Genomic DNA, 13,696 nt, shown 5'->3' with positions numbered 1-13,696 from the left:
CCCGGTCCTTTATTGCACGACAGAATGATGACTGTTTGATGACGATCCGGGGATCGTCAGCACTAAATTGCCATCACTTACTTCTTGGCCACCTGATTGCTCAGTTTCAGGTAATCCAGCAGCACGCGCCCGGTTTCGCTCAGGTAGGCATCGTCTTCCGGTTTGACCTTGTCCGGCTCGGCAGCGGCCAGTGCGTCTTCGTCTTCTTTCTTCAGCTCTTTGAGCGGTTCTTCGCCTTTGGCCTTGCGACGGATGTTCTCCATCGCCAGTTGCTTGGCGTCGATGTCGGCGTGCTGGGCACGACGATCGGCTTCGTTGAGGCTGACGGTTTTTTCTTCCATCAGTTTCTGCGCCAGGGCCAGCTTGTCGCGGATGAACACGAACTCGGCATCCTTGTTGGTGCGCGCGTCATGTTCGGACTTCAGCTGGGCGAGGAACGGCTTGAACGGATCGGCCGCTGGTTTGATCGCCGCGCGGATGGTGTCCCACGGCATGGCTTCCGGCAGGGCGCTTTCACCGATTTCCTTGGTGTCGATCAGCGACGGGTAGTCGATGTCCGGCAGCACGCCCTGATGCTGGGTGCTCTGCCCGGAGACACGGTAGAACTTGGCCAGGGTCAGTTTCAGTTCGCCATGGTTCAGCGGCTGAATAGTCTGCACGGTGCCTTTGCCGAAGGTCTGACCACCGATGATCAGCGCGCGGTGGTAGTCCTGCATGGCGCCGGCGAAGATTTCCGAGGCCGAGGCGGACAGGCGGTTGACCAGCAGCGCCATCGGGCCCTTGTAGAACGCACCCGGGTTTTCATCTTCGAGCACGTCGACACGGCCGTCGGCGTTACGCACGAGTACGGTCGGACCTTTGTCGATGAAAAGGCTGGTCAGCTCGGTGGCTTCCTGCAGGGAGCCGCCGCCGTTGTTGCGCAGGTCGATGACTACGCCGTCGACTTTGTCCTTCTGCAGCTCGGTGAGCAGCTTCTTGACGTCGCGAGTGGTGCTCTTGTAGTCCGGATCGCCGGCACGGAAGGCCTTGAAGTCGAGGTAGAAGGCCGGGATCTCGATCACGCCGAGTTTGTAGTCCTTGCCGTCCTGTTTCAGGCTGAGAATCGACTTCTTCACGGCCTGGTCTTCGAGCTTCACCGCTTCACGGGTGATCGGCACGATCTTGGTGGTCTGGTCGTTCGGCGCATTGCTCGCCGGGATCACTTCCAGGCGCACCACGGTGCCTTTCGGACCGCGAATCAGTTTGACCACTTCGTCCAGGCGCCAGCCGACCACGTCGACCATCTCTTTATTGCCTTGGGCAACGCCGATGATCTTGTCGGCCGGAGCGACCTGCTTGGTCTTGTCCGCCGGGCCTGCCGGCACCAGACGCACGACTTTCACTTGATCGTTGTCGCTCTGCAACACGGCGCCGATGCCCTCCAGGGACAGGCTCATGTTGATGTCGAAGTTTTCCGCGTTATCCGGCGACAGATAGTTGGTGTGCGGGTCGTAGGACATGGCGAAGGTGTTGATGTACGCCTGGAAGATGTCTTCGGCACGGGTCTGGTCGAGGCGCGCCAGCTGATTCTTGTAGCGCTTGGTCAGGGTTTCCTGGATCTGCTTCGGGTCTTTGCCGGCGATCTTCTGGCGCAGCACTTCGTCCTTGACGCGTTTGCGCCACAGGTCGTCGAGTTCCGCGGTGGACTTGAGCCAAGGCGCGTCCTTGCGATCGATCAGCAAGGTCTCCTTGGTGTTGAAGTCCATCTTGTCGACGCCTTTGTTCAGCTCGGCAAGGGCGAAGTCCAGACGCGCCTTGACGCGGTCCAGATAGCGCTTGTAGATGGTGAACCCGGCGTTGAGGTCGCCGCTTTTGAGGAAGTCGTCGAACTGCGTCTTCCACTTGTCGAATTCGGCGATATCGCTGGCCATGAAATAGCTGCGCGACGGGTCGAGCAGCTTGATGTAGCTGTCGTAGATGATCACCGAGCGCGCATCGTCGAGCGGCGGCTTGCTGTAGTGGTGACGCTTGAGCAACTCGACGACGTTCAGGCTGGCGATGACTTCATCGCGATCAGGCTGCAACTTGTCCCAGCTGTTGGCTGCGAATGTGGTGCCCGACACCGGCAACAGGCCGATACCGATGAAAAGAGCGAGGGCGGTGCTGGGGAGCAGATGCTTCATGCTGATTCGACGCGGGGACAATTGATAACGCATATTAGGCCGTCTTTGAAGTCGCCGGTTCTTTGAGAGCCGGTCGCATAATGCAAAAAGCCCGGCGCTACAGCTTCGGGCTCAGTCCAGACTCACTATGGAGGCAGTGTGAAGGCATTGCAAGGCGTTGAAGGTCAAGTGGCATGGGTTGAAGAGCCGAGTCCTACCTGCGATGTAGGACAAGTCCGCATCCGGGTGGCGGCAGCCGGCCTCAATCGCGCCGATTTATTACAGAAGGCAGGGCTTTATCCGCCGCCCCCCGGGGCCAGCCAAGTGCTTGGTCTTGAGTGCTCCGGGGTGATCAGCGAGGTCGGCGCGGGCTCGTCCTGGCAAGTCGGTGACCGGGTCTGCGCCTTGCTGGCCGGGGGCGGCATGGCCGAAGAGGTGGTCGTCGACGGACGGCATGTGCTGCCGGTGCCCGAAGGTGTTTCGCTGATCGAGGCGGCGGCATTGCCCGAGGTGTACGCCACCGTCTGGCTGAATGTGTTTCAACTTGCAGCGCTGAAACCCGGTGAGAAAATTCTCCTGCACGCCGGCGCAAGTGGAATCGGTTCAGCCGCCATTCAGCTGTGCAAAGCCTTCGGTAACCCTTGCTGGGTCAGCGTCGGTTCCGCCGAGCGCCTGGCTTACTGCGAAGCGCTGGGTGCGCAGGGCGGCGTGGTGCGTACCGATGATCTGGAGAGCCTGCGCGACTTCGGGCCGTTCGACGTGATTCTCGATCCGGTGGGCGGCAATTATTCAGCATTGAACCTCAAGCTGATGGCGCTGGACGGGCGTTGGGTGCTGATCGGTTTGATGGGCGGGCGCGAGGCGACACTGGATCTGGCGCAGGTGTTGGCCAAGCGTGTGCAACTGCTCGGTTCAACGTTGCGCAGTCGTGGCGATCAGTTCAAGGCGGATCTGCTCAGTGACCTGGGCCAGCATGTCTGGCCGCTGTTTGCCGAGGGCCGCTTGCGTCCGCAATTGGCCAAAGCGTTTGCGGTGAAGGATGCCGAAGCAGCGTTTGCCGAACTGGCGAGCAATACGGTGGCGGGCAAGTTGGTGCTGGTGATCAATGAGGGTTTGAGCTGACAGCAAAACAAGGTCAAAAGATCGCAGCCTTCGGCAGCTCCAACAGAGGCACGCATTCCAAAAGTAGGAGCTGCCGAAGGCTGCGATCTTTTGTTTTTATTTCCAGAGGTGGATCGGCCAGCCGGCCTTTTCGGCGTGCTCAAGCAGCACCGGATCGGGATTGACCACGTGCGGGAAGTCCACTTTAAGCAACAACGGCAGATCATTGCGCGAATCGGAATAAAAACTCGCGCCTTCGAGGTTTTCTTCTTCGGCATCCAGCCATTCCAGCAAGCGGGTGATCTTGCCTTCGCGGTAAGTCAGGGTGCCGACGGTGTTGCCGCTGTACACGCCATGGGCGACTTCCAGCTCGATGGCCAATATCTCGTCGATGCCCAGACGATCAGCGATCGGGCGAACCAAGTGCGCACCGGATGCCGAGATCACCAGAATCCGGTCGCCGGCCTTGCGGTGGGCGGCGATGGTTTTGGTCGCGTCGCTGAAGATGATCGGTTCAATGAAATCTTCCACCCACGGGCCAACCAAGTGCTCGATTTCCTCAGGGGTACGGCCAATCAATGGTTCGAGACTGAAGGCCATATAGTCCTCCATCGCCAGATGTCCGCGGCCATAGGCATCCATCAGTTCCTTGTCGCGCTGCATGAACGACTCGCCATCGACCCAGCCAAGGCGGACCATCTGCTCACTCCATAGCGAGGAGCAGTCGCCGTGGATCAACGTTTCGTCCAGATCAAAAATTGCCAAAGCCATCGGGTTCTCTCCGAGAACAGCTGCAAGCTACGAGCTAATAGCTGCAAGAATTAAAATCAGGTGCACCGCAGTCTACAACTTGAAGCTTGTAGCTCGAAGCTTGCAGCTGCTTTTAAGCTACTTCGCACAGGGCGGTCGGATCGATGGAAAGTGCCAGGCGCTGTCCGTCGGGATGCAGATCTGCGGCCGAACGGTTGAGCACATCGACCACCAGTTCCACGCCACGCGCTTCGACGCGATAGCGAATGACGTTGCCGAGCAGGCTGTGGCTGCGGATCTGCGCATCGAGTTCGCCGTTGAGGCTCAATTCGATGGCCTCCGGGCGGATGGCGATGCGGTGGTTGATCGGTCGTTGCAACAGCTTCGAGGCGGCATCGGCGTCGAGCAGGTTGTAGTTGCCGATGAAGCTCGCGGCGAATACATCGACCGGCGCGGTGTAGAGAGTTTCGGCGTCGCCGCTCTGGACGATCTTCCCTTGGTTCATCAGGAATATCCGGTCCGACATGGTCAGTGCTTCTTCCTGATCGTGAGTGACGAAGATCGTGGTCAGGCCGAGTTCGCGCTGGATCTGACGGATCTGTTCGCGCAAGTGCTTGCGAATCCGTGCATCGAGCGCCGACAGCGGCTCATCCAGCAGCAACAAGCGCGGGCGGGTTACCAGTGAGCGGGCGAGGGCGACGCGCTGGCACTGACCACCGGACAGTTGATGCGGATAGCGGCTGGCGAAGTCGTGCAGTTCAACCAGTTTCAACACTTCTGCCACGCGCTTGTGGCTGTCATCGGCGTTGACCTTTTGCATGCGCAGGCCGAAGGCGACGTTCTGTTCGACGGTCATGTTGGGGAACAGTGCATAGCTCTGAAAGACCATGCCGATCCCGCGTTTCTGTGGGCTCAACGGCACGATGTCGACGCCGTCGAGGAGGATCTTGCCGCCATCCACCGGGGTCAGCCCGGCGATGCAACGCAACAACGTGGATTTACCGCAGCCGGACGGGCCGAGCAGGGTGACGAACTCGCCCTTGTTGATTTCGCAATCGATGTCGCTGAACACCGTGGTCCCGGCATAACTTTTCTGCAGGTGTTGGACGCTGACGTAGCTCATTCGCTTTTGTCCTTGTTCAAGATGTTGGCGATCCAGGTCAGGACCAGCACGAAGAAGAAATACGAAATGACCAGCGCACTGGTGAAGTGGCCGCTGCTGTTGCGCATGTTGTTCAGATACACCTGCAGGGTTTCGTAGCGCGTGCCGACGAGGATGTTGGCGAACACGAACTCACCGAAGAGGAACGAGAACGACAGCAGCAGCGCCACCATCAGACCCTTGCGCAGGTTCGGCAGCACCACCAGGAACGCCGCTTGAAAGGTGCTGGCGCCGAGCAGTTGCGCAGCATCCATCAGGTCGCGCAGGTTGATCGCTTGCAGGTTGTTGGTGATCGCCCGGTACATGAACGGCAGCGCCACGGTGAAGTAGCAGCCGATCAGAATCCATGGCGTACCAACCATCGCCATCGGGCCGGAGCCGTAGAGCTGCAACAGCCCCACCGAGGACACCACCGGCGGCACCGCGAAGGGCAGCAGGATGAGGATGTTCATCAGCGCATCGAGTTTCGGAAAGTAGTAATGCACGACGAACAGCAACGGCAGGATCAGCAGCACCGACAGCACCAGCGCGCCGACGCAGACGATCAGCGACTGACCGAATGCATGCAGAAAGCGCGGATCGCTCCACAGCTGGATGTACCACTTGAAGGTAAAACCGCTGGGCAGAATCGTTGCCGACCAACTGCTGGCGATCGAATAGACCAGCGTGCCGAGCAGCGGCAACAGCAGAATGGCGAACAGCAGATAGACCACGACGCGGTGGTAGAGGCCGGCCGGGCCGGATTCAGCGCGAGACATGGTAGCTCCTCTTCAACAGCAGTTGATGCACGACGGTGACGATGGTCATCAGCGCCACGAGCACCACGGCCAGGGCGCTGGCCAGGTTCGGATCAAGGGAAATGTCGCCGGAGACCATTGCCGCAATACGGATCGGCAGAACGTTGAAGTTGCCGGTGGTCAGCGCATAAACCGTGGCGTAGGCGCCGAGGGCGTTGGCCAGCAGGATCACGAACGTGCCGAGCAACGCCGGGGTCAACACCGGCAGGCCGATGTGCCGCCAGAACTGCCAGCCGTTGGCGCCGAGCAGTGCGGCGGACTCGCGCCAGTCTTCACGCAGAGCGTCGAAAGCCGGGTAGAGGAGCAGCACGCCGAGGGGAATCTGGAAGTAGGTGTAGAGGATGATCAGGCCGGTTTTCGAGTACAGGTTGAAGTCCTGAATGATCCCCGACTGCTTGAGCATGATGGTAATGCTGCCGTTGAAACCGAGCAGGATGATGAAGGCGAACGCCAGCGGCACGCCGGCAAAATTGCTGGTCATGTTGGCGAAGGCATTCACGAAGTTGCGCAGCTTCGAATCGACGCGGCGTAGTGAATATGCACCCAGCACGGCGATGATGATGCCGAATACGCTCGACCAGAAACTGATCTCCAGGCTGTACTGGATCGCCTGCCGATAGAACTTCGAACCGAAGATCTTGCTGAAGTTGGCCAGGCCCCAGCCGGACTCTTCCGATTGCAGGCTGTTGATCATCACCCAGACCAGCGGGGCGATTTCGAAGACGATGAAGAACAGCGCGAAGGGCACCAGACACAGCGCCGCGAGCCATTTGCCGCGATTCATGGCATTCACTTGAGCAGCTCCCGGCACACAGGTTTGTCGTGGGGTACGCCGAGCAGTTCGCAAATTGTGCCGCAGAGCTCGGTCTGCGTCGGCGTGGCGTCAGGGTTGAGGCTGAACGCATTGCCGAGAACGAACAGCGGCACCTGACGTTCTTCCGCCAGCAGGCCGTTGTGCGAGCGATCGTTGTTCATACCGTGGTCGGCGGTCACCAATACCTGATAACCAGCGTCGAGCCAGCTCTGCAGATAGTCGGCGAGGATGACGTCAGCCGAGCGCGCGCTGTTGCGGTATTGCGAGCTGTCGAGGCCGTGCTTGTGCCCGGCGTCGTCGATGTTCATCGGGTGGATCAGGAGGAAATCCGGCGCGTGACGCAGGCGCAGGTTCTCGGCGTCGGCGAACAGGTGCGAATCCGGATAATGATCGTTCCAGTAGAAGTGGCCGTACTGGATCGGCAGCGTCGGATCGTTGGTGTGGCGGTCGCGCGCCGCCACGAACGGTGAGCGGTTATACAACTCGCTGACCCAGTGATACGCCGCAGCGGCGGTTTTCAATCCGGCATCGCGGGCGTAGTGATAGATGCTGCGCTGGTTGGACAAGCGCGAGACATTGTTGTGGGCGATGCCGCTGTCGATCGGCGGCACGCCGGTGAGAATACATTCGTAAAGCGGTCGGGACAGGGCCGGCAGTTCGCACTCCAGTTGATAGAGCGCCGCGCGTCCTGCGCCAACATAAGCCTGCAGATGCCCCATGGCGTGACACGCAACCTCGTAGTTGAGGCCGTCGAGCACGACAAGGATGACGTTGTGCTTCATAGGGGCAAGAACTCCGCGAAATTCAGATATTCCGAAATCAACTCAATCCCTTGTGGGAGCGAGCTTGCTCGCGAAGGCGTCAGATCAGCCAACATCAATGTTGAATGAATAACCGCATTCGCGAGCAAGCTCGCTCCCACAGGGATCTTTGTCGGATCAAGCAGTGGGTCAAGCCATCACTTCATTTCTACGATGACTTCTTCGTTCCACTGCTGTGGCAGGGCTTTGGAAGTCTTTTCCCACGCCTCGGCGTCCTTGACCGGCGTGACCTTCTTGTACTGCTCGTTTGGCAGCAGTTTGGCTTTCACGTCTTCCGGCAGTTGCAGGTGTTCGGCGCGGATCGGCCGGGCGTTGCCGCGGGCGAGGTTGGTCTGGCCGGCGTCGCTGAAGATGTATTCGCGGGTCAGCTTGGCGGCGTTGGGGTTTTTCGCGTACTTGTTGATGATCGTGGTGTAGCCGGAAATCACCGAGCCGTCCGATGGAATCAGCACTACGTAATCATCCGGGTTGGCCATCTTGGCCTTGTAGCTCAGACCATTGAAGTCCCAGACCACGCCGACTTCGATCTCGCCTTTTTCCATGGTGGCGATGGTCGGGTTGGCCATCGACAGACGACCCTGTTTGGCTAGATCGGCGAACAACAGCAGGGCGGGCTTGATGTTTTTCTCGTCACCGCCATTGGCCAGTGCGGCAGCGAGGACACCGTTGGCAGCCTGGGCGGCGGTGCTTACATCGCCGATGGAGACTTTGTATTTACCGGTTTTCAGGTCAGCCCATTTGGTCGGTACGTCGGAGCCGTGCAGCAGCTTCTTGTTGACGATGAAGGCGATGGTGCCGGTGTATGCCAGTGCCCAGTTGCCGTCCTTGTCCTTGGCCCAGTCCGGAACTTGATCCCAGGTGCTTGGCTTGTAGGGTTGCACCACGCCTTGCTTGACCGCGATCGGGCCGAAGGCAGCACCGACGTCGCCGATATCGGCGGTGGCATTGTCTTTTTCAGCAGCGAACTTGGCGATTTCCTGGGCCGAGCTCATGTCGGTGTCGATGTGTTTCAGGCCGTATTTCTTGGCCAGATCTTCCCAGGTGCCTTTCCAGTTGGCCCAGTCATCGGGCATGCCGACGCTGTTCACGGCGCCTTCCGCCTTCGCAGCGGCTTCGAGGGTTTTCAGATCGGTGTCGGCCGCCATGGCGGCGGTGCACATAGCGATGGTCGAGCCTAACAGTGTTGCCAGGAAAAGCTGTTTCATTCCGAAGCTCCTTGGTCGTGTTCAACGCTGCGATTTGCGGTTGGTGTTGGTCTAGGTCAGCAATACCTGAGCCAATTTAGGTCGGCTGGATGACATTTTGATGTCGATGGCCTCGTGGCTGATCTTTTATCAACCATTGTCAGGAAGGTGCCAGATCAGCGTAGACCATGCTCAAAAGCCCGTGGAGCAGGGGACTTGGCCGATGTATTGCAAGCCGTGAAAGCGACCGTTCGGTAGTTTTGTCATCTGTCGGTCATCTGCACTGCCTAGGCTTGCAACATACGAAGGCGCTTTGATCGGCGTTCGGATTTGCCCCGAAACAGTGCTGGTCTAGTCCAGATAGGTAACGTTGATGCGCGATGAGGCAACGAAAGCGGTGACAGCGATTGGCCAGGTGCTGCAGGAGCAGATCGATCACGGTTTGCTGGCGGCCGGGAGCAAGTTGCCCGCTGAACGCAAGCTCAGCGAGTTGTTCGGGACGACGCGGATCACTGTGCGTGAAGCGCTGTTGCAGCTTGAGGCACAGGGGCAGATTTACCGTGAGGAGCGGCGTGGCTGGTTCGTGTCGCCGCCGCGTCTGGCTTATAACCTCATGCAGCGCAGTCACTTCCACGCCATGGTCAGTGCGCAGGGGCGCGAACCTTCGACCGAGGTGATTTCGGCGCGGTTGCAGCCGGCTTCGGCGGCGGTGTGTGCGTGGTTGCAGTTGCCGGCGTTGTCGAGCGTGATCCAGATTTGCCGCTCGCGGCGCATTGATGGGCGACTGGTGTTGTATGTGGAGCACTATCTGAATCCGCAGTTTTTTCCGGGGATCCTCGAGTTTGATTTGAATCAGTCGATCACCGAGTTGTATGCGCGGCATTTCGATTTGCACTATGGGCGGGTGCGGTTCGAGATCGTGCCTACGTCTTTATCTGTCGATGCGGCGGCGGCTTTACGGGTGTCGGTGGGGAGTCCGGGACTGAGGATTGCTCGGGTCAATTATGATCAGCATGGGCGGTTGATTGATTGTGATCTGGAGTTTTGGCGGCATGATGCGATTCACGTAGGGGTTGATGTGGTTTGATCTTCTGGTCGCTGCGCTCCCACAGTCACCCCCTCTCTACTTGCCCACCGCCGCATTCCCATACAAATAATCCGTCGCCAACGACGCCAATGTTCTCACCCCAACCACCAGCGCCGACTCATCCACAAAGAACCCCGGATTGTGATTCGGCGCGGCCTTGCTCATGTCCTGATCCCGTGGCGTCACCCCAAGAAACACAAACAACCCCGGCGCTTCTTTGGCGAAGAACGAGAAATCTTCCGCGCCGCCCACCAGCGGTCCCTGCACCACGTCATCCTTGGCGGCCCACTTCAACGTCGGCAGCATTTTCTCGGTCAGTGCCGGGTTGTTAATGGTCGGGTCGTATTTCTTGATGATGGTGACGTCGGCTTTGGCGCCGCCGCTTTCGGCGATTTTCTCGACTGTCTGGCGCACGTCGCTGTGCAGTTTCTGGCGGATGCCGTAGTCGTAGGAGCGGATCGTGCCGGTCATGTCGAGCGATTCGGGGATGATGTTGTAGCGGGTGCCGCCGTTGATGGTGCCGATGCTGACCACCGACGGGTAAGAGGAAATGTCGGTGCGGCGGCTGACCACGGTTTGCAGGCCGACGATGGTTTGTGCGCCGACGGTGATTGGGTCGATGCCATCCCAGGGGCGGCCGGCGTGGGTTTGTTTGCCGTGGATCTTGATGCGCAGGTCGTCGGAGCTGGCCAGGGTCGGGCCGGGGCGGTAGGCGATCTGGCCGGCGGAGACGCCCGCCCAGACGTGCAGGCCGAACACCGCGTCGGGTTTCGGCGATTTCATCACGCCTTCCTCGACCATCATCTTCGCGCCCCAGGTATTTTTGCCGTCGGGAATAAAATCGCTCGGACCTTCCTCGGCTGGCTGGAAGTAGAACACCACGGTGCCGGGCAGGGTGTCGCGCATGCCCGTCAGAATTTTCGCTGCGCTGAGCAGGATCGCGGTGTGGGCGTCGTGGCCGCAGGCGTGCATGACGTCGACTTCCTTGTCGAGATACGTGCCTTTGGCTTTCGAAGCGAACGGCAAGTCGGAGACTTCCTTGACCGGCAGCGCGTCCATGTCGGCGCGCAGGGCCAAGGTCGGGCCGGGCAGGGCGCCTTTCAGCACGGCTACTACGCCGGTGCGGGCGACGCCGGTTTTCACTTCCAGGCCCATGGCTTGCAGCTGTTTGGCGACCAGTTCAGCGGTGCGTTTTTCAGTGTTGCCAAGTTCTGGATGAGCGTGAAGGTCGCGGCGGGTTTCCAGCAGCTCCGGTTCGAGCTTCTGCGCCTGCTCGGCGATGCGCGTGCGGGCGCTGTCCATCGTCGCGGCACTGGCGTGGCTGGCGACCAGGGTGAGCAAAAGGGTCTGGGCAATGCGCGTCAGTTGCATGGGCTTCTCCTTGATTATTGTTGTTGGCTTCCTTGCCTGTGACAAAGGCTTTGCACGCAAGTGCGATCGGGTCCGGAAAACGCTATGCGCTCCGACAGATTTACGTTTGAGCATAAGTTATCAGCGAAAACTCCTACCGCTTTATCAGTTCCGTCCGGCGTGACAGATAAAACGCGGGCGATAACCATGTACCGCACCGCACAACATCTATTTCCATAAATTTCTCCAGGTACCGGTCACGTTATTGGCCGTTTGAGGGTAACGGGTCAGTGCGACAAAACTATTGTCCATGGAGGACTTATAAATGCAGCGTAATGGAATAACGCTTCCGCCGATTGTTGTGCGTCCGGATAAACAAGATGAATATTTACATTATTTAGGTGCAGGGGACGGCTCGGGGCCAAGCATTAACTTTGCGCCGTTGGGTGAAATACTCGATATGGAAAGTATCTACAAAGATACTTCCAGAAATATTGCTCAAGTCATCGAACATGAACTGGCAGAAGTGCGGGCAGCAGGCGACCAAAGTGTATTGCCGCCTTTGGATGCGCTGGCGCGGGAGATGCGATTCAGGGAGTCCCTGATCGCCAGGAAGTTTGGTGCGCTTTTGGTGGCCAAGGACGTGGCCATCGAACGTTTCGGCCATGCCCAGGTTGAAACTTTTTTCAACGGAGGTCGTTTACCGCAAGTCAATCGGCGAAGCGCCAGCGTCAGCGTACGGCAGGCCTATAGCGCCTTGTTCAACGCCAAGTTACTGGTTGAAGGCATTGGCGTGTTGAACAGCCAGTCGGCCACGGTCAAGGGCATGATTGCCGTGGTGCAAGCGCAGGAAGCCGAGCGGATCGCTCAGGAGCAGGCGCGGTTGGCGGCGGAACACGCCCGGCAGATTGCACAGGAACAGGCCCGCGTTGCTCAGGAGCAAGCGCGGCGGCTGGCGGAGGAGCTGGCGCGGCAGGCCGCCGCCGATGAAATCAGGCGGCTCGAAGAGGAACAGGCCCGTTTGGCGGCTGAGGCACTAGAGCGCAAGCGTGCCGAGGAACAGGCAGCGCTTGAGGCTGAGGCCGAAGCACGCAGGGTTGCTGAGGAAAAGCGCCGGCAGGACACCTCCGGTGGGCACAGTAGCCTGTTGCGCTTTCAGGGCAATACCAGCCACGCCCAACTGGTATTTGCGACGTCCGCTGGTGCGGTCGCGATTGCCGACAACCTGATGGCGGGTTTTGCCGCCTCGATTCGCTCGGCGGTGGCCGGTTTATCGGGGCTGGCTGCTGGCACTGCGTCCGGTCTGATGGTGGGGGTAAGTGCGTTTGTCTACTCCCCGGTGTTGGGCAATGGGGAATTGCCTGAACGCTTTCTGCTCAGCCTCCCACTGGCAGATCTGCTGCCCGGTCAACTGCCTGATCTGGACAGGCTGGCAAGCGAAAGGGCACGACTGAATCTGCCGGTGCGTTTGAGCGCCCGGCCGCTGACGGGCTCTCTCGCCGAACTGCTTGTCGTTCCGGTAGCGGGGACAAAACGGCCTTCCGGCGTTCGCGTGGTTGCAGCTGGTTTCAACGCAGGGAACAACACTTACAGCGCGACGCTCACTGACATCCCGCCGACAACCGCGGTCTGGACTCCCGCAGTAATGCCGGCAGACAGTTCAACGCTGTTCCCCATCGAGAATCCGTCCCCACCGCGATATATCGGCGGCAACCTCGTGCCGATTGACGGACGGATCGACGCTCACCCAGGGCGGGGCAACATTCGTTTCGACGACTTCATTCTGGTCTTCCCACCGGAATCGGGTCTGCCACCGCAGTACGTCATGTTCCGGGATCGACGCAATGATCCAGGGGTGGCGAGTGGTCATGGAGCGCCGGTTGCGGGTGGATGGCTAGGGGCTGCTGCGCAGGGTGATGGGGCGCCAATCCCATCGCACATTGCTGATCAGTTACGGCGTCGTCAGTTCAACAGTTTCAGAGCATTCAGAGAAACATTCTGGAAAGCTGTTTTCAACGACGAAAAACTGGCTGACTTATTTAATGAAACAAGTTTGAACGAAATGAAAAAGGGCAAAGCCCCGATAGTTAGAATGAACGATTCAGCAGGAGCAAGAGTGAAATACGAACTGCATCATAAGGTCGGCTTGGCCGAGGGAGGGGATTTATATAATGCTGACAACATAAATATCGTTACCCCGAAGGCGCATGTTGAAATTCATAAAGGGCTTTGATATGAGATCGATACAGGATATGAGAGAGGAAGACTTTCTCGAGTTTGTCAGGAAAATACATGATTCCGGGTTTACTACAGAAAAGCAGCAAATTGCTGCCATTCTTGAGTTCTCTCGGCTAGTTGAACATCCATCTGGTTACGATTTGATTTACTACCCAGAGGAAGGTAAGGATGGGCCTGAAAATGTTGTCTTGGAGGTAAAAAACTGGCGTTCCGCTAATGGCAAACCTGGTTTCAAAGCCAGATAAAGCTAG

The 13,696-nt window shown here is 58.8% G+C and carries 12 protein-coding genes; 4 read left to right on the top strand and 8 right to left on the bottom strand.

The features are described 5' to 3' along the window. Positions 1 to 77: 77 nt before the first annotated feature. A complete protein-coding gene (locus J5M66_RS06585) occupies positions 78 to 2,162 on the bottom strand; it encodes a carboxy terminal-processing peptidase (RefSeq protein ID WP_162999827.1) in 2,085 nt (694 codons plus the stop codon). A gap of 138 nt (positions 2,163 to 2,300) precedes the next feature. Between J5M66_RS06585 and J5M66_RS06580 the strand changes: the two genes are divergently transcribed. Continuing rightward, entirely contained in the window at positions 2,301 to 3,263 is a 963-nt protein-coding gene (locus J5M66_RS06580) for a zinc-binding dehydrogenase (protein WP_123443858.1), read from the top strand. A gap of 96 nt (positions 3,264 to 3,359) precedes the next feature. Here the strand turns inward: J5M66_RS06580 and J5M66_RS06575 are convergent, their stop codons facing one another. The 6 genes from J5M66_RS06575 to J5M66_RS06550 form a co-directional block, all read right to left on the bottom strand. Further along, complete coding sequence (locus J5M66_RS06575; protein WP_016773740.1) at positions 3,360 to 4,013, bottom strand: HAD family hydrolase; 654 nt, start codon at positions 4,011 to 4,013, stop codon at positions 3,360 to 3,362. A gap of 112 nt (positions 4,014 to 4,125) precedes the next feature. Further along, positions 4,126 to 5,115 carry an ABC transporter ATP-binding protein gene (locus tag J5M66_RS06570; protein ID WP_207807423.1) on the bottom strand — a complete coding sequence of 330 codons (990 nt, stop codon included), beginning with the start codon at positions 5,113 to 5,115 and terminating at the stop codon, positions 4,126 to 4,128. Beyond that, complete coding sequence (locus J5M66_RS06565; protein WP_123443861.1) at positions 5,112 to 5,912, bottom strand: ABC transporter permease; 801 nt, start codon at positions 5,910 to 5,912, stop codon at positions 5,112 to 5,114. The genes J5M66_RS06570 and J5M66_RS06565 overlap by 4 nt, the downstream gene beginning before the upstream one ends. Next, positions 5,899 to 6,735: an ABC transporter permease subunit gene (locus J5M66_RS06560; RefSeq protein ID WP_161984092.1), complete on the bottom strand. Its 837-nt coding sequence runs from the start codon at positions 6,733 to 6,735 to the stop codon at positions 5,899 to 5,901. Before J5M66_RS06560 ends, J5M66_RS06565 begins: the two co-directional genes overlap by 14 nt. Before the next feature lie 5 nt (positions 6,736 to 6,740). Beyond that, the gene (locus J5M66_RS06555; protein WP_123443862.1) at positions 6,741 to 7,547 is read right to left on the bottom strand and encodes an alkaline phosphatase family protein; all 807 of its coding nucleotides are present in this window, start codon (positions 7,545 to 7,547) and stop codon (positions 6,741 to 6,743) included. Positions 7,548 to 7,723: 176 nt separating this feature from the next. Then, positions 7,724 to 8,791: an ABC transporter substrate-binding protein gene (locus J5M66_RS06550; RefSeq protein ID WP_122611955.1), complete on the bottom strand. Its 1,068-nt coding sequence runs from the start codon at positions 8,789 to 8,791 to the stop codon at positions 7,724 to 7,726. A 352-nt stretch (positions 8,792 to 9,143) separates the two neighbouring features. Between J5M66_RS06550 and phnR the strand changes: the two genes are divergently transcribed. Then, positions 9,144 to 9,857 (top strand): phosphonate utilization transcriptional regulator PhnR, encoded by a 714-nt coding sequence (phnR, locus tag J5M66_RS06545; RefSeq protein WP_016773745.1) that lies wholly within the window; start codon positions 9,144 to 9,146, stop codon positions 9,855 to 9,857. Between the two features lie 36 nt (positions 9,858 to 9,893). Here phnR and J5M66_RS06540 read toward each other — a convergent pair whose 3' ends face one another. Continuing rightward, entirely contained in the window at positions 9,894 to 11,228 is a 1,335-nt protein-coding gene (locus tag J5M66_RS06540) for an amidohydrolase (protein WP_207807422.1), read from the bottom strand. Positions 11,229 to 11,532: 304 nt separating this feature from the next. Between J5M66_RS06540 and J5M66_RS06535 the strand changes: the two genes are divergently transcribed. Beyond that, positions 11,533 to 13,440 (top strand): S-type pyocin domain-containing protein, encoded by a 1,908-nt coding sequence (locus J5M66_RS06535; protein WP_207807421.1) that lies wholly within the window; start codon positions 11,533 to 11,535, stop codon positions 13,438 to 13,440. Continuing rightward, positions 13,415 to 13,690 (top strand): bacteriocin immunity protein, encoded by a 276-nt coding sequence (locus J5M66_RS06530; RefSeq protein ID WP_306663004.1) that lies wholly within the window; start codon positions 13,415 to 13,417, stop codon positions 13,688 to 13,690. The genes J5M66_RS06535 and J5M66_RS06530 overlap by 26 nt, the downstream gene beginning before the upstream one ends. The last annotated feature ends 6 nt before the right edge of the window (positions 13,691 to 13,696 follow it).

Source organism: Pseudomonas sp. 67(2021), assembly GCF_017491835.1.
Classification (GTDB): Bacteria; Pseudomonadota; Gammaproteobacteria; order Pseudomonadales; family Pseudomonadaceae; genus Aquipseudomonas; species Aquipseudomonas atacamensis.
This window is presented reverse-complemented; position numbering and strand designations above follow the sequence as displayed.